The sequence below is a fragment of the Stutzerimonas kunmingensis genome, from assembly GCF_021432085.1.
GTDB lineage: Bacteria > Pseudomonadota > Gammaproteobacteria > Pseudomonadales > Pseudomonadaceae > Stutzerimonas.
On the sequence record NZ_CP090366.1, the window covers coordinates 417946 to 441498 of the forward strand.

General features: G+C 64.8%; 17 protein-coding genes. 7 read left to right on the plus strand and 10 right to left on the minus strand.

The window, feature by feature from the left end; all coding sequences use genetic code 11:
• Positions 1–35: 35 nt before the first annotated feature.
• The 4 genes from LW136_RS01970 to LW136_RS01985 all read right to left on the minus strand — a co-directional run bounded on the left by LW136_RS01970 (position 36) and on the right by LW136_RS01985 (position 4241).
• On the minus strand, positions 36–1307 hold the full coding sequence (locus LW136_RS01970) for an OprD family porin (protein WP_102832249.1): 1272 nt from the start codon (positions 1305–1307) through the stop codon (positions 36–38).
• 302 nt (positions 1308–1609) lie between these two features.
• A complete protein-coding gene (locus LW136_RS01975) occupies positions 1610–2113 on the minus strand; it encodes an LEA/WHy family protein (protein ID WP_234174530.1) in 504 nt (167 codons plus the stop codon).
• Complete coding sequence (locus LW136_RS01980) at positions 2114–2872, minus strand: slipin family protein (RefSeq protein ID WP_023445229.1); 759 nt, start codon at positions 2870–2872, stop codon at positions 2114–2116.
• Positions 2862–4241 carry an NfeD family protein gene (locus LW136_RS01985; RefSeq protein WP_234174531.1) on the minus strand — a complete coding sequence of 460 codons (1380 nt, stop codon included), beginning with the start codon at positions 4239–4241 and terminating at the stop codon, positions 2862–2864. Before LW136_RS01985 ends, LW136_RS01980 begins: the two co-directional genes overlap by 11 nt.
• A 249-nt stretch (positions 4242–4490) precedes the next feature.
• On the opposite strand from LW136_RS01985, the gene LW136_RS01990 reads away from it, so the two are divergent.
• Positions 4491–4688, plus strand: a complete 198-nt coding sequence (locus LW136_RS01990; protein ID WP_014818842.1) for a hypothetical protein — start codon at positions 4491–4493, stop codon at positions 4686–4688.
• On the opposite strand, the gene LW136_RS01995 is transcribed toward LW136_RS01990, so the two are convergent.
• Positions 4685–5677 carry an SDR family oxidoreductase gene (locus tag LW136_RS01995; protein ID WP_234174532.1) on the minus strand — a complete coding sequence of 331 codons (993 nt, stop codon included), beginning with the start codon at positions 5675–5677 and terminating at the stop codon, positions 4685–4687. The two genes, LW136_RS01990 and LW136_RS01995, sit on opposite strands and share 4 nt — an antisense overlap.
• 427 nt (positions 5678–6104) lie before the next feature.
• Here LW136_RS01995 and LW136_RS02000 point away from each other — a divergent pair, with 427 nt between their 5' ends.
• From LW136_RS02000 to LW136_RS02020, 5 genes are all read left to right on the plus strand, one after another.
• Complete coding sequence (locus LW136_RS02000; protein WP_003282625.1) at positions 6105–6263, plus strand: YqaE/Pmp3 family membrane protein; 159 nt, start codon at positions 6105–6107, stop codon at positions 6261–6263.
• A 187-nt stretch (positions 6264–6450) separates the two neighbouring features.
• Positions 6451–9972 (plus strand): response regulator, encoded by a 3522-nt coding sequence (locus LW136_RS02005; protein WP_234174533.1) that lies wholly within the window; start codon positions 6451–6453, stop codon positions 9970–9972.
• A 1-nt stretch (position 9973) separates the two neighbouring features.
• Positions 9974–10792: a CheR family methyltransferase gene (locus LW136_RS02010; protein WP_046617589.1), complete on the plus strand. Its 819-nt coding sequence runs from the start codon at positions 9974–9976 to the stop codon at positions 10790–10792.
• The gene (locus LW136_RS02015) at positions 10789–11391 is read left to right on the plus strand and encodes a chemotaxis protein CheB (protein WP_234174534.1); all 603 of its coding nucleotides are present in this window, start codon (positions 10789–10791) and stop codon (positions 11389–11391) included. The genes LW136_RS02010 and LW136_RS02015 overlap by 4 nt, the downstream gene beginning before the upstream one ends.
• Before the next feature lie 2 nt (positions 11392–11393).
• Positions 11394–12584 (plus strand): hybrid sensor histidine kinase/response regulator, encoded by a 1191-nt coding sequence (locus LW136_RS02020; RefSeq protein WP_234174535.1) that lies wholly within the window; start codon positions 11394–11396, stop codon positions 12582–12584.
• A 109-nt stretch (positions 12585–12693) separates the two neighbouring features.
• Here LW136_RS02020 and selO read toward each other — a convergent pair whose 3' ends face one another.
• From selO to LW136_RS02045, 5 genes are all read right to left on the minus strand, one after another.
• The gene (selO, locus tag LW136_RS02025) at positions 12694–14154 is read right to left on the minus strand and encodes a protein adenylyltransferase SelO (protein WP_234174536.1); all 1461 of its coding nucleotides are present in this window, start codon (positions 14152–14154) and stop codon (positions 12694–12696) included.
• Between the two features lie 90 nt (positions 14155–14244).
• Positions 14245–17538, minus strand: a complete 3294-nt coding sequence (gene mscK / locus LW136_RS02030) for a mechanosensitive channel MscK (RefSeq protein ID WP_234174537.1) — start codon at positions 17536–17538, stop codon at positions 14245–14247.
• Between the two features lie 128 nt (positions 17539–17666).
• Positions 17667–19412, minus strand: coding sequence for a potassium/proton antiporter (locus LW136_RS02035; RefSeq protein ID WP_014818850.1), 1746 nt, complete (start codon positions 19410–19412; stop codon positions 17667–17669).
• A gap of 135 nt (positions 19413–19547) precedes the next feature.
• Entirely contained in the window at positions 19548–21350 is a 1803-nt protein-coding gene (locus tag LW136_RS02040; protein ID WP_191122384.1) for an acyl-CoA dehydrogenase, read from the minus strand.
• A gap of 102 nt (positions 21351–21452) precedes the next feature.
• Positions 21453–22343 (minus strand): polyprenyl synthetase family protein, encoded by an 891-nt coding sequence (locus LW136_RS02045; RefSeq protein ID WP_014818852.1) that lies wholly within the window; start codon positions 22341–22343, stop codon positions 21453–21455.
• Positions 22344–22501: 158 nt separating this feature from the next.
• Between LW136_RS02045 and fni the strand changes: the two genes are divergently transcribed.
• The gene (fni, locus tag LW136_RS02050; RefSeq protein ID WP_102832235.1) at positions 22502–23542 is read left to right on the plus strand and encodes a type 2 isopentenyl-diphosphate Delta-isomerase; all 1041 of its coding nucleotides are present in this window, start codon (positions 22502–22504) and stop codon (positions 23540–23542) included.
• Positions 23543–23553: the final 11 nt, after the last annotated feature.

The window sequence follows — 23553 nt, forward strand, 5'->3', positions numbered from 1 at the left end:
ACCGGAGCGAGGAGGGTTGCGTACTGCGCTACCGCTTACAGCAGAGACAACGGGTAGTTGAAGATCAGCCGGTTCTCGTCGAACTCGGTGGAGCTGTAGTCGCGACGGATGCTGGAGTTGCGCCACTTGATGTTGAGGCTCTTGAACGGCCCGCTCTGCACCGTGTAGGCCAGTTCCGATTCGCGCCCCCATTCCTTGCCATCGTCCACGCCACCGGCTTCGATCTGATCGCCGCTGATGTAGCGGTTCATGATGGTCAGGCCTGGAACGCCCATGCCGGCAAAGTTGTAGTCATGGCGCAGCTGCCAGGAACGCTCGTTGGCGTTGTCGTACGCGGAATTGAACGAGTCGTTGGCGAGGGTACCGCCGCTGGTACCGTTGACGCGCATCCAGCCGTTGTCGCCGCTGACCTTCTGCAGGCCGACGTAGAAGGTGTTGCCACCGACCTGCAGGCCGAACAGGCCGGAGTAGGTCTTGTTGTCCAGATCGCCGGCCAGCGCGCTGCCTTCTTCCTTGCCGGTGAAGTAGCCGAGGTTGGCGGTCAGCGCCACGTCTTCGCCGAGTGGCTGGGTGTGCAGCAGCTGGAAGTAATTCTGCTGGTAGATGTCTTCCAGCCGCGCGTGCCAGGCGCCGACCTTGGTCTTCGCGCCCAGCTCGTATTCGCCGCCGACGAAGTTGAAGCGGTCCGAGGTGACCCCGGCGAAGCCCTGCAGAGACATATCATCCATGCTGCCATCGTCGCGCGGGCTGTTCTGCCGCATCTGCCCGCCGTAGAGCGACAGACCCTTGATTTCCCTGGAGGTGACCATGCCGCCCTGGAAGGTTTGCGGCAGCGAGCGACCGTCGTCCGAACGCAGGATCGGCAGTACCACCATCCATTCACCGACGCGCACCTCGGTTTCGGAGAACTTGGCCTTCGCCGCGACTGCCAGGCGCGCGAAGTCATCCGGCGGATGGCGGTCGCCGGCTGCGCCGTGCACCGGCAGCAGGCCAGTGCCGTAGGTGCCGCCACCGCCATCAAGCTTGACCGCCAGCAGGCCCAGCGCGTCGACGCCGAAGCCCACTGGGCCGGGCGTGTAGCCGGACTGGAAATTGAGGATGAAGCTCTGCGTCCACTCTTCACCCTTGCTCTGGGGGTAGTCGGAGTCGACGAAGTTGCGGTTGATGTAGAAGTTGCGCAGGTTCAGCGAAAAGTTCGCATCTTCGACGAAGCCTTCGGCTTGGGCGTCGGCAGTGAAGCCGAGCGATGCCAGGGTCATGCAGCCGCCCGCGAACAGTGCGACGGACGAGGGTGTGCGTGGGGTCATTATTGTTGTGCTCCCTTGCTTGATGGGCCGCCCCGGTGTGGCCACCGTGGGGGCGGTGGTCTATGCCTGATCGGCAAGTCTAATGACGTCAGTTGTCATATGACTGCAGGGATTATGACCATGAGCACGTCGTTGTCAATGTCGCTGAAAGTCGAAGGGGTCACGCATGCACACACCGCTATTTCAGGCTATAAGCAGAATTAGAGGCGATAGGAGGAGATTTTTAGCGCGTCGAGGAAGCACAGACGCCGCTCGTGCAGCGCCTAGGGGATCCTTATGGCTTTTTGTGGTTATCGTATGACTCAGGGGCGCTGGTAGGGAGAACCTGTTACCGGCGACAAGTCGAATGTGCCCTTCTCGACGAAACGCTGGGTGCCGAACAGGCCACCGGCAAGCTTGCCACGCAACACATAGGGCACTTCGTCGAGCCCGATGTGTTCCGCCAGTCCCAGTGCCTGGCGCGCGGCCGAGAAGGCGGAAATGGTCACCGGCACGCTGAGCACGCTCTCGCCGAAACGCGGCACCGTGCCGCGCTGGTCGCTGACGCCACTGGCCAGCCGGCGACCGTTAACCTCAAGGTCCAGCGCGACGCCGTTGTAGTCGATGGCGCCATCGTTGGGGTTCTGCAGGCGCAGCTTGACCAGGAAGCGCACCTCCAGCCCTTCGCCTTGCAGCGGCTGGATGCCGGCGACCTGAACATTGAGCGGGTCGCGCGGTGAAAATGCCGCGCAGGCGCCCAGCGCCGAGGCAAGCAAGGTGATCAGCAGCAGGCGCAGCGGTCGGTGAAGCGTGGGGAATGTGTGCACTCAGGGTTTCCTGTCGAGGTTCTTGATGCCCTGCAGCAGCTCGATGGGCAGCGGGAAGACGATGGTAGAGCTCTTGTCACCGGCGATGTTGCTCAGTGTCTGCATGTAGCGCAGCTGCATGGCGCCCGATTGCCGGCCAAGCATCTCGGCGGCCTGCATGAGTTTCTCCGACGCCTGCAGTTCGCCCTCCGCATGAATGACCTTCGCCCGCCGCTCGCGTTCCGCCTCGGCCTGCCGGGCGATGGCGCGGATCATTGATTCATCGAGGTCCACGTGCTTGATCTCGACGTTGGCCACCTTGATCCCCCAGGCATCGGTCTGCGCATCGAGCACCTGCTGGATGTCGCTGTTGAGCCGCTCGCGTTCGGCCAGCATGTCGTCCAGTTCGTGCTTGCCGAGCACTGCACGCAGCGTGGTCTGCGCCAGCTGGCTGGTGGCCGAATGGTAATCCTCGACCTGGATGATCGCCTTCTGCGCATCCAGCACGCGGTAATACACCACCGCGTTGACCTTCACCGAGACGTTGTCGCGGGAGATCACGTCCTGGGTCGGCACGTCGAGTACCAGTGTGCGCAGATCGACCCGTACCATCTGCTGGATGCCAGGAATCACCAGGATCAACCCTGGTCCCTTGACCTTCCAGAAGCGGCCGAGCATGAACACCACGCCGCGTTCGTATTCGCGCAGGATGCGAAAGGTCGAAGCCAGCAGGCCGAACAGCAGCACCAGCAACACCAGAAAACTCATTTCATAGCCCATGGTTCAGCTCCTCTCGATGGGTGGATGGCTGTGCGGTGACCTCCAGTTGCAGGCCGTGTCGGGCGATCACCCGTACTTGCTGGCCGACCTGCAGCGGTAAGGCGCTGCGCACCTGCCAGTTCTCGCCGTGCAGATGCACCCAGCCGCTGTGCGGGTTCTGTGGCGGCACCGCGTCGACCAGTACCACGCTGCCGATCAGTACGCTGTCGCCGCTGACCAGGCGCTGCCGCCGCGCCTTCAGCGCCATGGCGACGATGCCGAACACCAACAGCGCGCTGGCCATGCCCAACGGCACGATCAAACTCAGCGGAATGCCGAAACCGGGCACTTCAGTATCGATCAGGATCACCGCGCCAGCGACGAACGCGGCCACGCCGCCGATGCCGAGTACGCCGAAGCTCGGCAGAAACGCTTCGGCGACCATGAAGGCGATGCCGAGCAGGATCAGCGCCACGCCGGCGTAGTTCACTGGTAACAGCTGCAGCGAATACAGCGCCAGGATCAGGCAGATGCCGCCGAGCACGCCGCCGGCGCCGATGCCGGGGTTGGAGAATTCGAGGATCAGCCCGTAGATGCCGATCATCATCAGGATCAGCGCCACGCTGGGGTTGGTGATCACCGCCAGCAGACGCACCCGCCAGTCGGGTGCGTGCTCGATGAGCGGGGCGTCGGCGGTGCTAAGCGTGGCGTCACCCTCGACGGTGGCGAGGGTTTTGCCGTCGAGCTGGCGCAGCAGGTCGGCAACATCCCGCGCCAGGTAGTCGATCACCTTCTGTTCCAGCGCTTCGCTCGCCGACAGGCTGACCGCCTCGCGCACGGCCTGCTCGGCCCACTCGGCATTGCGTCCGCGCAACTGGGCGAGGCCGCGGATATAGGCGGCGGCGTCGTTGACCTGTTTGCGGCTCATGGCGTCGCCGGGGGGCTTGGATGGCTCGTCCTGCTCGCCTTGCGGCTGCTCGGGCGGTGCGCCGGGCATGCCACCGATCTGCACCGGCGTCGCCGCGCCAAGGTTGGTGCCCGGCGCCATCGCCGCGACATGGCTGGCGTAGAGCATGTAGGTGCCGGCGCTGGCCGCCCGGGCGCCACTGGGGGTGACGTAGGTGGCGACTGGGATCGGGCTGGCGAGGATCGCCTTGATGATCGCGCGCATCGACGTGTCCAGCCCGCCGGGGGTGTCCAATTCCAGCACTACCAGCTGTGCCCCCTCGTCACGGGCATGTTCGAGGCCGCGTAGCAGGTAGTCGGCGCTGGCCGGGCCGATGGCGCCGTCGACCCGCAGCAGCGTGACCGGCGCCGCAGCCAGTGCGGGGCCAGCCAGCAACAGCAGCAAGGCCAGCGACCAGCGTAGCAGGCGCATGGAGCGGAGCATGGCGCTCTCCTCGGGCAGTGCAGGATACTGCCGGTCATTTCAGCGTAGACGACGGCTGCTCGCGCGCCGATTGCTGCGCGAGTGTGTCGCGGTGCGGCGCAATCGCTGAACTCTGCTCGGCGTCAACACCTCACAGGTGCAGAGGGATGGTTGTCCGTCGCCTGCAGAACGAGGAGATATGCCGATGATTCCTTGCCCCGACAAGCGCTCCGCGCCCGTATCGAGAAGCCGGCAGGATGGGCTGCGCTGATGCCCGCACCGCGCAGCAAGACCGTGGAGAAGATGATGGGCGCCGTGCGCTGGATCGGCTTCGCCGCCTGCTCGCTGGCGGCCGTCGGCTATGCCGCCATCGGCAACTACAACATGACCGGTGCGATGCTGGCGCTGGCCGTGCTGTCCTGGCTCAACATCCGTCGCAAGCGTTCGCCGCGGCCGCCTGAGCGCTAGCGTCGGCCTCGGCCCAATGCCCAACCCGCACCCAGTGCCAGCAGGGCGCCGGCGCCCAGGGCCAGCTTGCCTACATTCGCCGCGCTGATGGTCAGCGCATGTGACTGCGCCTGATCGCCGAAGCGGCCGTCGGTCGAGTGCAGGCCTTCGACTGGCTCGAACAGGTTGTCCGGGCGGTTTTCCGCCACGCGTTCGGGCACCAGCTGTCCGTCCCAGCCCTGCCGCGCGAGCATGCGATCGAGCAGGCCGGGCATGAACAGCGTGCCGATGATCGCCTTCAGGCTGGCCGTGCCGACCCACAGTTCCCGGGGTGCTTCACGCGCCGCACGGAGGATGGCCCGCGCTGCGACTTCCGGTGTGTGGATCGGCGGCACCGGCTGCGCGCGCCAGCCGATCTTGTTGCGTGCCCAATCGAACTGCGGCGTGTTGTGCGCCGGCAGCTGAACCATGCTCAGGCGAATGGCGCTGTTGTCGTGGATCAGCTCGCAACGCAGCGAATCGATAAAGCCGCGAATGGCGAACTTGGCGCCGCAATAAGCCGACTGCAAGGGGATGGCGCGGTAGGCCAGTGCCGAGCCGACCTGGACGATGGTGCCGCTGTTGCGTGGGCGCATGTGGCGCAGCGCAGCCAGCGTGCCGTGCACGCTGCCGAGGTAGGTCACCTCGGTGACGCGGCGGATTTCCTCGGCGGTCAGGGACGCGAAGGGGCCGAACACTGTCGCCATCGCCGCGTTCACCCAGACATCGATCGGCCCCAGTTCCGACTCGATGCGGCTGGCCGCGGCATCCAGCGCCTTGGCATCGGCGACATCGGCGGAAATCGCCAGTACCGTCGCGCCCAGTGCTTCGAGTTGATCGCGGGTGTTGCGCAGGCCCTGTTCCCCCCGGGCGATCAGCGCGACCCGGTAGCCGGCAGTGGCAAAGGCCTCGGCGGTCGCGCGGCCGACGCCAGCGGTTGCGCCGCAGATCACCGCGATTGGTTCTGGCATGAGAAGTCCTCTGATCGTTGCAGTTGGCGGTCGCGCTCGGCGGCCCGCGGTCTGCTTAGACGACCCGTGCGGGCATGGGGGAGTTCGGATGAGCTCGAGCGAAATGCGCGGCTATCGACCAATGGCCAATGGCGTCTACGCCTTTCGTCTGAGATTGTTAGCAGGCTAAGCGATACGCTTGGCGCCGCCCCTTGGCTCAAAAGGCGAAGCGGCATGACGCAACGATGCCCACGTGAAAGACGGGCTGCGTCTTCCCCCTCCGTGCATCTAACCGATGCCCTCGGCGGCTTATCCGGTCGCCCTCGGACTTCAGCCCGCTGCCCCTCGGCAGCGGCGCTCCGCCAGCAGCGTGGAAGGAACCCCTCTGCGCTGTTCCGGTCGATTCAGGTAAGCCGCATATGGCCACACTTACCTGACGGAGACCATGATGGACCTCATCCGCATCATTATCGCGATACTGCTGCCACCGCTTGGCGTGTTCCTCCAGGTTGGCTTCGCCGGCGCGTTCTGGCTCAACATCCTGCTCACCTTGCTCGGCTATATCCCCGGCATCATCCACGCGGTCTGGATCATCGCTCGCCGTTGATCGTCAGCGGCCCGGCTCGACCGGGCTGCTTTTGAACTCCTTCCCCTGGCCGTGTAGAGTCGCGCTTCCTGCACTACGGAACCAATCACGCGCGAAACACTCAAGAAAACGCCGCTAACCGAGCGCGATCACCCGTGGGTGACGCCAGCGCTCAGCCGCCCGCGCCAGGTATACGGAAAGGAAACCAATGAGCGAGTCCTTCATCGATCAGAGCAATTTCAGGCGAATACTCAACCGCAACGTGGCCGTGCCACTGGGGTTCGGCTTTCTCAGCGCCTTCTTCTTCAGCGCCATCGTGTATTACCTGCTGAGCGTGAGCCAATGGGTCGAGCGTTCGGTTCAGGGCGTGGCCTACGCCCACGAGGCACAGAAGATGCTCAACGACATCGAGTCCTCGATGCGCGGCTACCTGATCGCCGGCGAGACGCGCTTTCTCGATCCCTACAAGCGCGAGTTGCCGCTGTTCGAAGAGCAGCTGGAACTGATGCGCGACTACTCGGCCGAGGACGCCGAGCAGCTCGAACGCATCGAGCGTATCGCCATGCTGCACAGCCAATGGCTGGTCTTTGCCGAGGATCTGATCGGCCAGCGCGGCCAGGGGCTGTCGATTATTGAGGAGGTGCAGAGCAAGCGTGGGCTCGAGCTGAAGGAGGATCAGCGCCGTCTGCTCAACGATTTCATCGCCCGCGAACGCCAGCTGCGCAGCGAGCGCACCGATGTATCGGAAGTGGTCACCACCGCCCTGATCGGCGGCTTCCTGCTGTTCAGCCTGATCTTCAGCGGCATGCTCGTTTATCTCGGTCGTCGTGACCTGACCTCGCTGTCGGAGAGCTACTCGCAGTCGCTGCAGCGCCAGCAGGCGCATGCCGAGGCGCTTGAGCAGCAGGCCTGGTACCGCACCGGGCAGACCCAGCTCAGCGACTCCATCATCGGCGAGCTGGCCCTGCCGGCGCTCGGCCAGGGTGTGCTGAATTTTCTTTCGCGCTACATCGATGCGGCGGTCGGCGCGCTCTACGTGGTGCAGGATGGCAAGCTGCAGCGCGTAGCCGAATATGCCTACGACCCCGATCATCTGCAGAGTGCGCGCACGCTGGACATCGGCAACGGTCTGGTCGGCCAGGCCGCGCTGGAGCGGCGGGTGATGGCGCTCGAAGACCTGCCCGCGGACTACCTCAAGGTGACCTCCGGGCTGGGCAACACGGCGCCGCGCTCGGTACTCATCGTGCCGGTGGAAGACAGCGGCATGCTCAACGGCGTGATCGAGCTGGGCTTCCTGCGGCCGCTGCGCGAGCAGGACAGCGAGCTGCTGCGGCGCATCGTTCCCAGCATCGGTTCGGCCATCGAGGCAGCGCGCTATCGTCAGCGCCTGCAGAAGGTGCTCGCCGAAACCCAGCAGCTCAACGAGGAGCTGCAGGTGCAGCAGGAAGAGCTACGTGCCGCCAACGAGGAACTGGAAGAACAATCCAACGCCCTGCGTGAATCCCAGGCGCATATGGAAGAACAGCAGGCCGAGCTGGAACAAACCAATGAACAGCTGGCCGAGCAGACTGAAGAGCTGGCCCGCCAGCGCGACCAGATGGACGAGAAGAATCAGCGCCTGAACGAGGTACAGCTGATGCTCGAACAGCGCGCTGACGAGTTGCAGCGCGCCAGTCGCTACAAGTCCGAATTCCTTGCCAATATGTCCCATGAGCTGCGCACGCCACTGAACAGCTCGCTGATTCTGGCCAAGCTGCTGGCCGACAACCCCGAGGGCAACCTCAGCGACGATCAGGTGCAGTTCGCCCGCTCCATCTATTCGGCGGGCAACGATCTGCTCACCCTGATCAACGACATCCTCGACATCTCCAAGGTGGAAGCCGGCAAGCTCGAGGTGCATCCCGAGTTGACCATCCTCACCCGCCTGGTCGACGGCATGAAGAATCTGTTCCTGCCGCTGGCCATGGAGAAATCCCTGCAGTTCAGCGTGGAGCTTGCCGATGACCTGCCGGCCAGCCTGTTCAGCGATCGCCAGCGCCTGGAGCAGATCATCAAGAACCTGCTGGCCAATGCCTTCAAGTTCACCGAGAAAGGCTCGGTGACGCTGCGCGTCGAACCGCGCGACGACGACCTGCTGGCCTTCGCCGTGCGCGACACCGGCATCGGCATCGCCCAGGAGCAGCAGGCGGCGATCTTCGAGGCATTCCGCCAGGCTGACGGCACCACCAACCGCCGTTACGGTGGCACCGGTCTGGGCCTGTCGATCTCCCGCGAGCTGGCCAATCTGCTCGGCGGAGAAATCGAAGTGCAGAGCCAGCCGGGCGCCGGCAGCACCTTTACCCTGGTCGTGCCGCAGAACTACAGCGAAGCGCTCGTCGCCGAGCCGGAATTGGCGCAACCGAGTCGCCAGCCGGAGCCGAGCAGCAAACCGGCGCTTGTGCCGAGCAAAGCCACGATCCGTCACGACGAGCGTGAGCTGCTGAATCGTGCCGCCGCCGCGGTACCGCAGCGCCTGGCCGATGACCGCGACAGATTCCCGTTCAAGGAGCGCTGCGTGCTGGTGATCGAGGACGAGCCGCAGTTCGCGCGCATCCTCCACGATCTTGCGCATGAACTGCAGTACAGCTGTCTACTGTCGCAGAACGCCGACGACGGCTTCGATACCGCGCTGCAGTACAAGCCGGACGCGATCCTGCTCGACATGCGCCTGCCGGATCACTCCGGCCTGACGGTGCTCGAACGGCTCAAGGAAAACCCCGCGACCCGGCATATCCCGGTGCATGTGGTATCGGTGGAGGATCGCAAGGAAGCCGCGCTGCAGATGGGCGCGGTGGGCTATGCGATGAAGCCGACCACCCGCGAAGAACTCAAGGACGTCTTCAGCCGGCTGGAGGCTAAGCTGGCGCAGAAGGTCAAGCGCATCCTGCTGGTCGAGGACGACGCGCTGCAGCGCGAGAGCATGTCGCGGCTGATCGAGGACGTCGACATCGAGATCACCGCCGTCGAGTTCGGTACCCAGGCGCTCGAACTGCTGCGCGACACGGTGTTCGACTGCATGATCATCGACCTCAAGCTGCCGGACATGGACGGCAGCGAACTGCTCGAGCGCATGGCCAAGGAGGACATCTGTTCCTTCCCGCCGGTGATCGTCTACACCGGGCGCAACCTGACCCGCGACGAGGAGGCGGCGCTGCTCAAGTACTCGCGCTCGATCATCATCAAGGGCGCGCGCTCGCCGGAGCGTCTGCTCGACGAGGTGACGCTGTTCCTGCACAAGGTCGAGTCGGACATGCCGCCGGAGCGGCAGAAGATGCTGAAAAGCGCGCGCAGCCGCGAGAAGGCCTTCGAGGGCCGCAAGATCCTGGTGGTGGACGACGACGTGCGCAACGTCTTCGCCCTGACCAGCGCGCTGGAGCAGAAGGGCGCGCTGGTGGAGATCGCCCGCAACGGCCTGGAGGCCATCGACAAGCTGCAGCACGATGCCGGCATCGACCTGGTGCTGATGGACATCATGATGCCGGAGATGGATGGCTTCACCGCCATGCAGGAAATCCGCAAGGATGTCCGCTTCGCCAAGCTGCCGATCATCGCGGTGACCGCCAAGGCGATGAAGGATGATCAGGACCGCTGCCTGCGTTCGGGCGCCAATGATTACCTGGCCAAACCCATCGACCTCGACCGGCTGTTTTCGCTGATCCGCGTCTGGCTGCCGAAAGTGGAGCTGCTGTGAAATGGGCGACCGTAACGTCGAGATCGAACTCAAGCTGCTGATCGAGGCGATCTACCTCAAGTACAGCTATGACTTCCGTGACTACTCCGGCGCTTCGCTCAAGCGCCGGGTATTGCTGGCGTTGAAGCAGTTGCAGTGCGAGAGCATCTCGGCCTTGCAGCGCAAGATCCTCTATGACCCGCAGGCCTTCATGGACCTGCTGCAGTACCTCACCATCCCGGTCAGCGAGATGTTCCGCGATCCCGGCTATTTCCGCGCGCTGCGGGAACAGGTGGTGCCGGTGCTGCGCACCTATCCGTCGCTGAAGATCTGGATCGCCGGCTGCAGCACCGGCGAAGAGGTCTACTCGATGGCCATCCTGCTCAAGGAAGAGGGGCTGCTCGAGCGCTCGATCATCTACGCCACCGACATCAACCCGCGTTCGCTGGAGCAGGCGCGCCAGGGCATCTTCGCCATCGACCACCTGCGCCAGTACACGGCGAACTACCAGCAGGCCGGCGGCACGCGCAGTTTTTCCGACTATTACACTGCCGCGTACGACTCGGCGATCATGGACAAATCGCTGAAAGAAACGGTTACGTTTGCCGACCATAGCCTGGCAACCGATAGCGTATTTTCCGAAACGCATTTGATCTCCTGCCGCAACGTGCTGATCTATTTCAACAAGCCGCTGCAGGATCGTGCCTTCGGGTTGTTTCATGAATCGCTTTGCCATCGGGGCTTTCTCGGCCTCGGCAGCAAGGAAACCGTCGAGTTTTCCGGCTACGCCAATTACTACGAGCCGTTCGATAAATCGGAAAGGATCTTCCGCAAGCTATGAGCAGCTCCGAGCAGGCGCTTCTTCAGGCGAGACGCCAGCCGCCCATCGAGGCGGTGGTGATCGGTGCGTCCGCCGGTGGGCTGGAGGCCCTCGGCACGGTGCTCGAAGGCCTGCCGAGCGGTTACCGTCCACCGATTCTAGTGGTCCAGCACATACCGGCCAGCGGGCCCACCCATCTGGCCGAGATATTCGGGCGCAGAACCCGGCTGAGGGCCAAGGAAGCGGACGACAAGGACCAGCTGCACTCCGGAATGCTGTACTTTGCCGCACCCGGTTATCACTTGTTGGTCGAGAATGACGGCAGCCTGTCGCTGAGCCAGGACGATGCGGTGCATTTTTCCCGTCCATCGATCGACGTGCTATTCGAGTCGGCAGCCGATACATGGGGCGCGCAGGTCGCTGGTGTTCTGCTGACCGGTGCCAATGAGGACGGTGCTGCCGGTCTGGAAGCGATTCATCGCTGCGGTGGGTTGACCGTGATTCAGGACCCCGCCGAAGCGGCCGTACCGACCATGCCTCGCGCCGCTCTGCGGCGCTTCGCGCCGGATTACATCTTGTCCCTACGCGACATTCACCGATTGTTGCGAGAACTGGAGTGACCATGCCCGACCGTACCGACGAGGTGAATCTGCTGATCGTCGATGACCTGCCGGAGAACCTGCTGGCTCTGGACGCGCTGCTGCAGGCGCCCGGTATAAGGGTTCATCAGGCCGAATCGGCCGAGCAGGCGCTGGAGCTGTTGCTGCGTTACGAGTTCGCACTGGCCATTCTCGATGTGCAGATGCCGGGCATGGACGGCTTCCAGCTGGCCGAGCTGATGCGTGGCACCGAACGCACCAAGCAGATCCCCATCGTCTTCGTCAGCGCCGCCGGCCGGGAACTCAACTATGCCTTCAAGGGCTACGAGAGCGGCGCGGTGGATTTCATGCAGAAGCCCCTGGATGCCCACGCCGTGCGTAGCAAGGTCAGTGTGTTCGTCGATCTGTACCGTGGGCGCAAGCGCCTGGCGCGGCAGCTGGAGGCCCTAGAACAGAGCCGGCGCGAGCAGGAAGTGCTGCTCGACGAGCTGCGCAGCACCCAGGCCGAGCTGGAGGGTGCGGTGCGCATGCGTGATGACTTCATGTCGATCGTCTCCCACGAGCTGAAGACACCGCTCAACACCCTGATTCTCGAGGTGCAGCTGCGCAAGCTGCAGCTCGGTCGCAACAACCTCGAGGCCTTCAGCGAAGAGCGCCTGCGCAACATGGTGGACAAGGACGAGCGGCAGATTCAGAGCCTGATCCGTCTGATCGACGACATGCTCGACGTCTCGCGCATCCGCACCGGCAAATTGTCGATTCGCCCGAGCCGCACCGACCTCGCGCAGCTGGTGGGCAATGTCGTGGAGAGTTTCGCGGCGCAGATGGAAGCCTGCGGCTGCGAGCTGCAGCTGGAGCGAAACGAGCCGATCATCGGTGTCTGGGACGCCTTCCGTATCGAACAGGTGCTGGCCAACCTGCTGACCAATGCCATGCGCTACGGTGCCGGCAAGCCGGTTCACGTCGGCGTTGCGTCCTGTGCGGAGGGTGCCTGCATCGAGGTGCGCGACCACGGCATCGGCATCAGCCCGCAGAGTCTGGAGCGCATCTTCTGTCAGTTCGAACGCGCCGAAGGCAGCGAAAGCAGCGCTGGCCTGGGGCTGGGCCTGTTCATCGCCGACCAGATCGTCCGTGCGCACAACGGCCGCATTCAGGTGCAGAGCGAGGAAGGCCAGGGCTCGCTGTTCCGCGTGCTGCTGCCGCTGGGCGAGTAGCTGCCGGTACGCTCGCTGGGCTGTAGGGCCGCAAGAGCGTATCTCCGCCCCAGCGGAGAAGGTGCCTTATCCATCAGCGCCGGCCCCGGCGCGATATTGATTTTCCGCCTCAGGACGAGCAGCTGATCTTCAGGTGCTTGCCCCATTCCGGCGGCCGCTCGGCGTAGCGCTGCATGCCCGGCTGTTCCTCGAAGGGGCGGCTGAGCACGGCGTGCAATTCGCGCACGGGGGCGTAATCACCTTTTTCCGCCGCCTCGATTGCCTGCTGCGCCAGGTAGTTGCGCAGGATGTACTTCGGGTTGACCGCCTGCATGCGCGCCTGTCGCTCGGCCGGCTCGCTGCCCTCGCGTGCGGTGCGCGCGCAATAGTCCGCGGCCCAGGCATCGAAGCCCTGCAGATCGACGAAGTCCTCGCGCAGGCGGCGGACCACTTGTTCGGCCGGGCTCTCGCTAAGTTCGCGGAAGAAGTTCGTGTAATCGACGGTACTGGCCTGCATCAGTTGCAGTAGGCGGCGCACCAGCGCCTCGTCATCTGCCTCGGCCTGAGCAAAACCCAGACGCCGGCGCATCAGGTCCAACCATTCGGCTTCGTACAGCGGCAGGAACAGCTCCATGGTTTCGCGCAGCACCTTGACCTCGATGAAAGGCGTCAGTGCCTGGGCCAGCGCTGCCAGGTTCCAGTGGGCGATGGGCACCTGGTTCTCGAAGGAGTAGCGACCGGTGTCGTCGGAGTGGTTGCAGATGAAGCGCGCGTCGAAGTCGTCGAGAAAGGCGTAGGGGCCGAAATCGAAGGTGATGCCGAGGATCGACATGTTGTCGGTGTTCATCACCCCATGGCAGAAGCCGTAGGCCTGCCAGCGGGCGATCAGTGCGGCAGTGCGTTCGAGCACCTCGCGGAAGAATGCGTGGAACGGCTCGGGGTGTTCCAGCAGTTCGGTGAAGTGCGCCTCGATGACGTGTTCGAGCAGTTGTTTCAGCTCGGCGTGCTGGCGGGTGTAATAGAAGAACTCGAAATGGCCGAAGCGCACATGACTGGGCGCCAGGCGCAGCAGCATGGCACCGCGCTCCGGGCGCTCGCGGTAGACCAGCGAATCCGAACCGGTGACGCACAGCGCCCGCGAGCTGGGAATGCCCAGCGCATGCAGATGTTCGCTGGCGAGGAACTCGCGAATCGACGAGCGCAGCACCGCGCGGCCGTCGCCCATGCGTGAATAGGGCGTCTTGCCGGCGCCCTTGAGGTGCAAATCCCAGTACTCGCCGGCCTCGTTGACCACTTCGCCAAGCAGCAGCCCGCGGCCATCGCCCAGCTGCGGGTTGTAGCTGCCGAACTGGTGGCCGGAATAGACCATCGCCCGCGGTTCGGCGGTCGACCAGATCTTGTGCCCGGAGAACAGTTCGGCAAACAGCGGCTGCTCGGCCTCGGCCGGGTCCATATCCAGCAACGCCATGGCCGCCTCGCTGACGACCACCAGGCGTGGGTCGCTCAGCGGCTGCGGCGAGACCTCGGTGGAAAAGGTATCGCCGAGGCGGGCGAAGCGGTTGTCGAAGGTCAGCTGGGTTAGGCTTTTCAATATCTCTCCGGCGGCGGCAGGCGGGCGAGGAGTGCCCGGCCGCAGCCGGGCGTTCTGGACGTTGGAGGGTGCGCGGTGCCCGGACGTTCCTCAGCCGCGATCATCGGTCGCCGGCTTCGGCGCGTCGTCGGCGGGCTTCGGCGTGGCACTGAGCTGCAGCTGCTGGCCGGCGAAGTTCTTCAGGAACACATCGACCTGGCGGAAGGCGATGTTGATGCCGGCCTTGGTGAATTCACGGTCGATGAAGCGGTTGATCTCATCGGTGGCCGGGTTGCGGTCGCCCAGATCACGCACGTGGATGCGGAGTTCGTGGTCCAGCGTGCTCTCGCCGAAGTTGAGGAAGAACACCTGCGGCTCCGGGTCCTTGAGTACGCGCGGGTTGGCTTGAGCAGCCTTGTAGAGCAGCGCCTTCACCTGCTCCAGATCCGAACCGTAGCCCACGCCGACCTTGACCGTCACGCGGGTCACGGTGTCGCTCAGCGACCAGTTGATCAGCTGACCGGTGATGAAGGTCTTGTTCGGGACGATGATGTCCTTGCGGTCGAAGTCGGTGATGGTGGTGGCGCGGATGCGAATCCGGCTGACCGTGCCCGACAGGTTGCCGATGGTCACCACGTCGCCGATTCGTACCGGGCGTTCGAAGAGGATGATCAGGCCGGAGATGAAGTTGGCGAAGATCTCCTGCAGGCCGAAACCCAGGCCCACCGATAGCGCGGCTACCAGCCACTGCAGTTTGTCCCAGCTGACGCCGAGGGTGGACAGCGTGGTGACGATGCCGAAGCCGGCCAGCGCATAGGACAGCAGCGTGGTGGTGGCGTAGGCGCTGCCCTGGGCCAGACGCAGCTTGGACAGCACCATGACTTCCAGCAGGCCGGGCAGGTTGCGCGCCAGGGCCACCGTGATGGCGACGATCAGCAGTGCGCCGAGCAGGTTGTTCAGGCTGATCGCCGCGGTGGTCAGGGCATCGCCGCTGCCGGTGGTGTATTCGTACAGGGTGATGTTGTCCAGGTAGGACACCACCGAGATCAGGTCGGACCAGACCCAGTACAGCGCCACGAGGAACACGCCGAACATGGTCAGGCGGGTCAGGCGCAGCGACTGCTGGTTGACCTGTTCGATGTCCAGCCCCGGTTCGCCCTGGGTTTCCACCGTGTCGCTGCCATCGTCGCCCTGCGCCTGGCGCTTGGCCAGGGCGCGCTTGTAGGCCAGCCGCCGCGCCGCGACGGTGAGGCCGCGGACCAGCGCCGCTTCGACGACGATCCAGATCATCAGCAGGTAGAGCGTGTCGATCAGGCGGTCGGTCAGCTTCAGCGCCGTGTAGTAGTAGCCAAAGCCCACTGCGACGATCAGCGCGATCGGCAGCACGCTGAACAGCAGGCCGATCATCAGGCGCAGCGGCGGCGCGTTCTGGCTCGACGGTCCCTTGAGCAGCAGGCGGTTGAGACGCCAGCTCATCAGGGCGAAGCAGGTCAGCACCACGAGAATGCCGAGCACGTCGTCGGCCAGCCGCGCCGGCTGATGCTCGGCGACGCTGACCACGGCAACCAGGGCCATGACGATCAGCCCCAGCCGGCGAATCTCGTCACGCAGGAAGGCCACCTGCGGCCGCGACCAGCCGAAGTGCAGCTCGGCCACGCGCCCTGGCGAGAGCATGCGGTAGGCGCTGTAGAACACCAGCCAGGCCTGGGCCATTTCGTACAGGGCGGCGCCGAGGACGTAGTTCTGCCCGCGCGCGTCCATCTGCAGCAGGTAGCCGCAAAGGGTCAGGAATAGCGCGCCGGGCAGCGCCAGCAGCAGGTTGAGCAGCAGCGCCAGCGGGGTGTGCAGCTGGCTGTCGTTGCGGAAATGGCCGATTTCCTCGCTCAGCGAGCTGAGCTTGGCGTCGATCTTCTTGCGCCACCAGAGCAGCGCGGCGATCAGCAGCAGCAGCGGCAGGAAGAACAGCGGGCGTTCCTTCAGCCCGGCACCCAGCTCTTGCACCGCGGACAGCCAGGGCATCGCCGCGAGCTGCGCCTTGAGTCGGCGAACCGAACCCTGCAGCCAGTCCAAATCAAGCGGCTTGTTGCTGGGAATCCAGAACATCTGCTCGTCGAGGGTATTGCTAAGCGCGCTGGCGGTGTCCTGCAGCTGCTTCTGGTTGAGCTGCAGGGTGATCGAGGCGTTGAGCAGTGAGTCCAGCTCACGGTTGAGTCGGTCGAGCAGCTCGCTGCGGGTGGTGGCCAGGTCGAGCAGGGTGCGGCGCAGTTCGGGGGTCACTTCCTCCTCTTTCTGCTCGGCCAGCAGCTGGTCGACATAGGCGGCGGCATTGCCCGCGGCTTCACGGCGCTGGTTGAGCTCGAACTGATAGAGACGGATATCGGCGATTTCGTCGGCGAGGTCCTTGTCCAGCTGCAGGCTCGGCAGCGCCTGTTTCTGCTGGTAAAGGATGCGCGACAGCAGCAGGCTGCCTTCGAGCACGGCGATCTGCTCCTCCAGCGCCTGATCGGTCTGGTTGAGGGTGTCGAGCTGCTGGCGGGTCTGCAGGTTCTGCTGGTTCAGGCGGTTGAGGCGCTCGGTGGCCCGCAGCAGGTAGTCGGACAGCTTGAGGTTCTCGGCGCTTTCGGCGGCGAGCAGCTTGTCCGAGCCGGCCTGCTGCACCCGCGCGGAGAACTCGGCGACGGTCTGCTCCGATTCGGCACGGCGCTTCTCGTTGATCAGCCCTTGCAGGGCCTGGGTGTCCTGCTCGGCACGGGCGATGCGCTCGGCCAGCAGGTCGCGGCGGGCCTTGCCCAGGTCCTGCAGCAGGCTGTTGCCGGCCAGTTCCTGGCGGCGCAGTTCGATCTGCGCGCCGAGCGAGGCGATCTCCGCCTCCAGCAGCGCGCGGCGTTCCTCGCTCAGTGGCTTGCCGGATTCGCGTCCGCCCTTGAGCAGGTTGTTGATTTCCTGGATGCGCGTCTGCGCCGTGCCGATCTGCGCCTGGGCGCGCTCGGGACGGGTCTGCGCGCTGATGATCATGCTGTTGGCGGCACTGAACTGCTTCTGCCATTCGGACAGCTCCTCGACCCGCGCGCTCAGGCGCTGCTCGAGTGCCTCCACCGACTGGCTGGCATAGCGCTTGGCGGGGTCTTCGTCCGGGCTGGCCTTGAGTTTCGCCAGCTCGCGCTGAGCCTCGGTGATTTCCTTCGGCGCCTGCGCCAGCTGCGCTTTCAGTTCGGCGAGGCGGGTTTCGCTGGTCGCGGCCTGCTCGCTCATGCGCCGGGTCTGCTCGTCCAGCGAGGGTTGTGCGGATTTCGTTTCGCCTTCGCTGGCGGGTGGGGTGCCCGTCAGGCTGTCCAGTGATTGAGCATGCAGGGGGGCGACAAACAGGCAGAACGTCGAGAGCAACAGGGCGCGCAGAAGGGACATGGGGGCAGTGACGCAGCGGATGACCAGAAAGTGCGAAAGTCTACGGGCTGCGCCTGTCCAGCGCGAGTACCGCGCAACCGGTCGAGTGATGAGCGGTGAGGCCGCGTCATCCGCCGGCCATGGTGGCTTTAGAACATCAGCTGTGGGCCTGGCTTGTCACCTTCCGGAAACTTCAGGCCGACCTTGCGCACTTCGCCGGCCTCCATTGCTGCCACGGTCCAGGTCAGCCCGTTCCATTCGATCTGGTCGCCCACCACCGGATTGCCATTGACCTGCTCGGCCATGAAGTTGCCGATGGTCTGGTTGCCGTCCACATCGCCGAGCTTGAGGCCGTAGAGCGCGGTGATGGCGCTGAGCTGGGCGTCGGCCTCGAGGATGAAGTCGCCGAAGAAACGCAGGTCCTGGCCGCGCTTGGGTGCCTGGCTGAACAGCTTGCCGAGGGCTGGCAGGTCTTCGTCATGACCGATCACGCAGAGGATATCGTCCACCTGCAGCCGCGTGCTGCCGGACGGGTGCAGCAGATTCTTGCCGCGGAAGAGGGCGGCGATGCGCGTGCCGGGTGGCATCTTCAGTTCGCGCAGGGCGGCACCGACGCACCATTTGCTGGCGCTCAGGCGGTAGACGAACATTTCCCACTGGCTGGTGGCGTGCACCTGCAGGCCCGTACGCGAAACCGGCATGGGCGACGGCGGTACCTCGACCTTGGCCTTCTTCGCCGCCCAGGCCAGCGTCGAACCCTGCAGCAGCAGCGACACCAGGACAATGAAGAACGCCACATTGAAGAACAGCTGGGCGTTTTCCAGCCCGGCCATCAGCGGGAATACCGCGAGGATCACCGGCACCGCACCACGCAGGCCGATCCAGGAGATGAACAGGCGCTCGCGCAGGTGGAAGCTGCGGAACGGCAACAGGCTGACGAACACCGCCAGCGGGCGGGCGAACAGGATCATCCACAGCGACAGCGCCAGTGCCGGCAGGGCGATGGGCAAGAGTTCGCTGGGGGTGAGCAGCAGGCCGAGCACGAGGAACATGCCGATCTGGCTGAGCCAGGCCAGGCCGTCGAACATGTGCAGGATGCCGTGGCGGTTGCGGATCGGCCGGTTACCCAGCAGCAGACCGCAGACGTAGATGGCGAGGATGCCGCTGCCGCCGATGGCGCCGGACAGGGCGAAGATCATCAGGCCGCCGGCCACTGCCAGCAGCGGGTAGAGCCCGTCGGCTACCGACAGCCGGTTGATCAGCTGCAGCAGCAGCCAGCCGCCAGCCAGACCGAGCACGGTGCCTATACCGAACTGTTGCAGCAGAGTCAGCAGGAAGTCCCAGCCGAAGGTGGTCTGCCCGGCGAGCAGCATGTCGATCAGCGCGACGGTAAGGAACATCGCCATCGGGTCGTTGCTGCCCGACTCGATTTCCAGCGTCGAACCGACCCGCTCGTTCAGGCCCTTGCCGTTGAGCAGGTTGAACACCACGGCGGCATCGGTGGAGCCGACGATCGCGCCGATAAGCAGGCCCTGCAGCAGCGGCAAATCGAACAGCCAGGCAGCGGCCAGCCCGGTAAAGCCGGAGGTGATCGCCACGCCCAGGGTCGCCAGCGAGAACGCCGGTTTCAGGGCCACGCGGAAGGTTGCGGTACGGGTACGCATGCCACCGTCGAGGAGAATCACCGCCAGCGCCAGGTTGCTGATGACGAAGGCCAGCTGATAGTCCTCGAAGACGATACCGCCTACGCCATCGACCCCGGCAAGCATCCCGACGCCGAGGAAAATCACCAGGATCGGCACGCCGAGACGCGCCGAAAGGGAACTCATCAGGATGCTCGCCGCCACCAACAAGGCACCGATAAAGAACAGGTGGTTGATGTTGCCGACGTCCAAATGAAGTCTCCGCTAGAGAAAGCTGCCGCGTGCCCATGCACGGGATATGCCAGCGATTCTAACCTGATGATTTGACAGCCTGTCAAAAAAACGCCCCGCAGGAGCGGGGCGCTGTTACAGCATGTGCGGCACGCTCTAGAACCAGGCGTCCTGCATCGTCAGGCAGGTGTCGTCGCGTGCTTCGAGGACGGCCAGCTCGTGCGCGCAAGCCGGCACTTCCCAGGTCAGAAAGTAGCGCGCGGCCTGCAGCTTGCCACGGTAGAAGTCCGCATCCGCCGGATTGCCTTCGGCCAGCCCGCGTTCGGCGCGCAGTGCCTGCTCCAGCCAGCGCCAGCCGATCACTGCATGGCCGAACACCTTCAGGTACAGCGCCGAGTTGGCCAGCGCCTGGTTGACCTTGCCGGCTGCCAGATCGCCGAGCAGCGCCTGGGTCACGCTGGTGAGGCGGGCGATGTGCTGCTCCAGTGGCTGGCGCAGTGCGGTCAGCGAGTCGTACTCGGCGGCGCGTGCGCAGCTGGCCTGGATCAACCCGAGCAGCTGGCGCAGGCCGGCACCCTTGTTCTGCATCAGCTTGCGGCCGAGCAGGTCCAGCGACTGGATGCCGTGGGTGCCTTCGTGGATCGGATTGAGGCGGTTGTCGCGGTAGTACTGTTCCACCGGGTACTCGCGGGTGTAGCCATGCCCGCCGAGAATCTGGATGGCCAGCTCGTTGGCCTTCAGGCAGTACTCCGACGGCCAGGATTTGACGATCGGCGTCAGCAGGTCGAGCAGTTCGCCGGCGTTGCGCCGCTCCTCGTCGCTCTCGGCGGTGTGCTCGTCGTCCACCAGGCGTGCCGAGTACAGGCCGAGATCGAAGGCGCCTTCGACATAGGCCTTCTGCATCAGCAGCATGCGCTTGACGTCGGTGTGCTCGATTATCGGCACCTGGGTCGAGGCCGGGTCCTTGCCGTCCGGCAGGCGGCCCTGCGGGCGCTCGCGGGCGTAGTTCAGCGAGTAGAGGTAGCCGGCGTAGCCGAGCATGATCGCGCCCATGCCGACGCCGATGCGCGCCTCGTTCATCATCTGGAACATGTAGGCCAGGCCCTTGTGCGGTTCTCCTACCAGATAGCCGACGCAGTTGCCGTTGTCGCCGAAGTTCAGCGCCGTGCTGGTGGTGCCGCGCCAACCCATCTTGTGGAACAGGCCGGCCAGCAGCACGTCGTTGCGCTCGCCCAGCGAGCCGTCGTCGTTGACCAGGAACTTCGGCACGATGAACAGGCTGATGCCCTTTACCCCGGGCGGCGCGTCCGGCAGCTTGGCCAGCACCATGTGCACGATGTTTTCCGACAGCGGGTGGTCGCCGCCGGAAATGAAGATCTTGTTGCCCTTGAGGCGATAGCTGCCGTCACCGGCCGGTTCGGCGCGGGTGCGGATGTCCGACAGCGACGAGCCGGCATGCGGCTCGGTGAGTGCCATGGTGCCGAAGAAGCGGCCCTCGAGCATCGGCTGCAGGAAGCGCTGCTTCTGCTCGTCGGAGCCGAAGGCCTCGATCAGGTGCGAGGCGCCCATGCTCAGCATTGGGTAGGAGCTGGTGGCGATGTTGGCCGACTGGAAATGCGCGAAGCAGGCCCGCGACAGCAGATTCGGCAGCTGCATGCCGCCGTCGTCGAAGCTGCGTTGCGCGTTGTGAAAGCCCGCCTCGATGAAGGCGTCCACGGCCGGCTTGACCTCGGGAATCAGCACCGCTTCGCCGTTGACGTACTGCGGCTCGTGCTCGTCGGACTTGCGGTTGTGCGGTGCGAAGTATTTCTCGGCGATGGTGCGCGCGGTGCCGATGGCGGCGTCGAAGGTTTCGCGGCTGTGATCGGCGAAGTGCTCGCGGCGGGTCAGGGCCTCGGCGTCCAGCACTTCGTAGAGTTCGAATGCCAGGTTACGCGGGCAGAGCAGGGTCTCGGTCATGGTCAACCTCCGTTTTTATCGGCCCGAGTCTAAGGACCGCGGTTTTCCATTGCCTAGCTTCATCCATTGCACTGATGAAGCGTCAACACGGGGTCGCTCCATTCAGCCGAACAGCTGGCGCATGAGCGCGGCCAGTTCGCCATCGCCCAGGCCGGCGGCATCAAGATGGCTGAGGGCGGCCTCTCGATGGGTTGCCAGCTGCTGCTCTGCCGCCTGCTGGCCAAGCAGCGAGACCACGGTCACCTTGGCCTGGTCCTGCTGGCAGTCCTTGCCGGTCTGTTCGGGCGTCAGGCCATCGGCGATATCGTCGAGCAGCTGAAACGCCAGGCCCAGTTCGTTGGCAAAGCCTTGCAGATGGCGTGTCCGCGTCCGCTCAGCCCCCGCGAGCAGGGCGGCAACTTCCAATGCGGCGGTGAACAGCGAGCCGGTTTTCAGCTGATTGGTGGCAATCACCGCATCGAGCTGCTGCGCTTCTTGTGCGCCATGCAGGTCGCGAAATTGCCCACGCACCAGGCCCTGCGCACCGACCGCTCGCGCCAGTGTGGCCACCGCGTCGTTGCGCTGCCTGGGGGTGAGCCTGGGCGCGGTGGCGGTTATGCCATAGGCATGGCTGAGCAGTGCGACCGAGGCGAGCACGGCGACATCCTCGCCGAAACGCAGATGAATGGTCGGCTGGCCGCGCCGCAGGCTGGCGTTGTCCATGCATGGCATGTCGTCGAGAAACAGCGAGGCGGCGTGGATCATCTCCAGCGCACATGCCGGGTCCAGGCCGATATCGGGGTCGACGCCGAGATCTCCCAGCGCCAGCAGCAACAACAGTGGCCTGATTCGTTTGCCGGGAGCGAGGGTGCCTTCACGTAACGCCAGCGTGACCTTGTCCAGCTCCGACTCGGGTCGCGGCAGGCGCATGGCCAGGCGCTCGTCGACCTGTCGCCGCAGGCGTAGCAGGCTGTCGCATTGCGGAAGCGGGAGGGTGGAATTCTGCGTTTGCATGGCGGTGCCCTTGCTGGCGCCTCAGTTCGAGCACCAGGGTTGTGCAATGTTGTACAACGATTGGACGTTATGACAAAAACCTGTACAACTCGTTGCCATCGCATAGCACTTTTTTCAGGGCGTCACGTCCAAACAAGTCTTCCCGGGAGCCGATTTCCATGAGCAAACAATCGTTGGTCAGCCGCAAAAACGATCATCTGGATATCGTCCTGGACCCGACGCGGGCAGCCGGTGCGACGGGTACCGGTTTCGGCGCATTTCGCTTTGAGCACTGCGCCCTGCCCGAGTTGCACCTTGATGAGATCGACCTGCATAGCGCGCTGTTCGGGCGCCAGCTGCGGGCGCCGCTGCTGATCAGCTCGATGACTGGCGGCGCCGCACGTTCTGCTGCGATTAATGCGCACCTGGCGGAAGCCGCGCAACACTTGGGTATCGCCATGGCGGTGGGTTCGCAGCGGGTTGCGCTTGAAACCGCGGGAGATCAGGGCCTGACCGTGCAGCTGCGCCAGCTGGCGCCGGACATCCTCCTGCTGGCCAACTTCGGTGCCGCGCAGCTGGTACGCGGCTACGGTGTGGACGAGGCGCGGCGGGCGGTCGAGATGATCGATGGCGATGCGCTGATCGTGCACCTGAACCCGCTGCAGGAAGCGGTGCAGCCGGGTGGCGACCGTGATTGGCGAGGCGTGCTGCGGGCGATCGAAGCGCTTGCCAGCCGCCTGGCCGCGCCTGTGGTGATCAAGGAAGTCGGTGCCGGCATATCCGCGACGGTGGCACGGCAGCTGGTCGACGCCGGCGTCGCCGCCATCGATGTCGCCGGTTCCGGCGGGACCAGCTGGGCCGCGGTGGAAGCCGAGCGCGCCAGCGATGTCAGCCAACGTGCGATCGCCCAGGCCTTCGCCGATTGGGGCATCCCCACGGCGCAGGCGCTGCAGGCCGTGCGCAAGGCCTGCCCGGATACGCCGCTGATCGCCTCCGGAGGCATTCGCGACGGCGTGGAGGCGGCCAAGGCGATCTGCCTGGGCGCCGATCTGGTCGGGCAGGCAGCGGGCGTGCTGCAAGCCGCGATGCTGAGCAGTGAGGCGGTGGTCAAGCACTTCGAAGTGCTGATCGAGCAGCTGCGCATCGCCTGCTTCTGTACAGGTTCGGCCGGCCTCGCGGAGCTGCGGCAGGCGCGGCTGCTGCAAGTGCCCACTGCCTGATGCCGGGCAGA